This window comes from Oleiphilus sp. HI0066, assembly GCF_001635725.1.
The window spans coordinates 1-1053 of sequence record NZ_LWFH01001076.1 but is presented as its reverse complement, the minus strand read 5'-3'; the positions used below and the strand labels follow the sequence as shown (position 1 = coordinate 1053).

At 46.5% G+C, this 1053-nt stretch carries 1 protein-coding gene; it reads left to right on the top strand.

Annotated elements, in window-relative coordinates:
• Positions 1-1053 (top strand): FGGY-family carbohydrate kinase (locus A3738_RS13435; RefSeq protein WP_197473853.1); only part of this gene is annotated, 1053 nt, incomplete at both ends.

Genomic DNA, 1053 nt, shown 5'->3' with positions numbered 1-1053 from the left:
AATTGTTAGCAAAGTCGAAAGTTGAAATTGAACCTTATTTTTCGGTGCACCCAGGTTGGGCCGAGCAAGAGCCTGAAATCTATTGGCAGGCTTTGGTTGATGCTTGTTCTGCGCTATGGGGTGAAATGGCAAATTTAGGTCGTAATAAGGGTGATATTGCTGGAGTGTCGGTCACGACACAGCGCGGCACCATGGTGAATCTTGATAAAGGTGGTAAGCCATTACGACCTGCCATTACTTGGCTGGATCAGCGTAATTCAAAAGCCCTCGGGCATTTGCCAAAGCTGCATGAGCTAGCATTTAAAATGGCTGGCGCTAAAGATCTTGTTGAGCGCTATCAAGCACGTGCACAGTATCTTTGGATAGCATCCAATCAACCAGACATTTGGGAAAAAACGGATAAATATCTCAATCTATCTGGCTTTCTAAACTATCGCTTGTGCGGTGACTTTGTCGATTCTCTTGCCTCGCAAGTCGCATATTTGCCTTTCGATTATAAAGGCTTGAAGTGGTCCGCAGAGAGTGATTGGCGTTATCGTTTGCTTCCTGGATTTAAACAAGAGTTATTCCCTAAGCTGTATCGCCCAGCTACGGTGATGGGGCAAGTTACCATCGATGCTCAAAATATGACGGGTATCCCTGCTGGAGTGCCACTGATTGCTTCCGCATCAGATAAAGCATGCGAGATTCTTGGTTCAGGTGGTCAGTCAGATGATGTGGCATGCATGAGTTATGGCACAACGGCCACAATCAATACAACAAGTAAAAAGTACATAGAACCTATTCGATTCATGCCTGCATATCCATCGGCAATCCCAGATCATTATTGCTCTGAAATTATGATTTTTCGCGGATTTTGGATGGTTAGTTGGTTTAAAAATGAATTTGGACTTCGTGAGCAAGCAATGGCCGAGGCGCAGAATGTTAGCCCAGAGAGTTTGTTCGATGAGCTAGTGAACGCTGTGCCGCCCGGGTCAATGGGATTGATGCTGCAACCCTATTGGACGCCGGGTGTGCGAGATCCGGGGCCTGAGGCTAAGGGGGGCATTATTG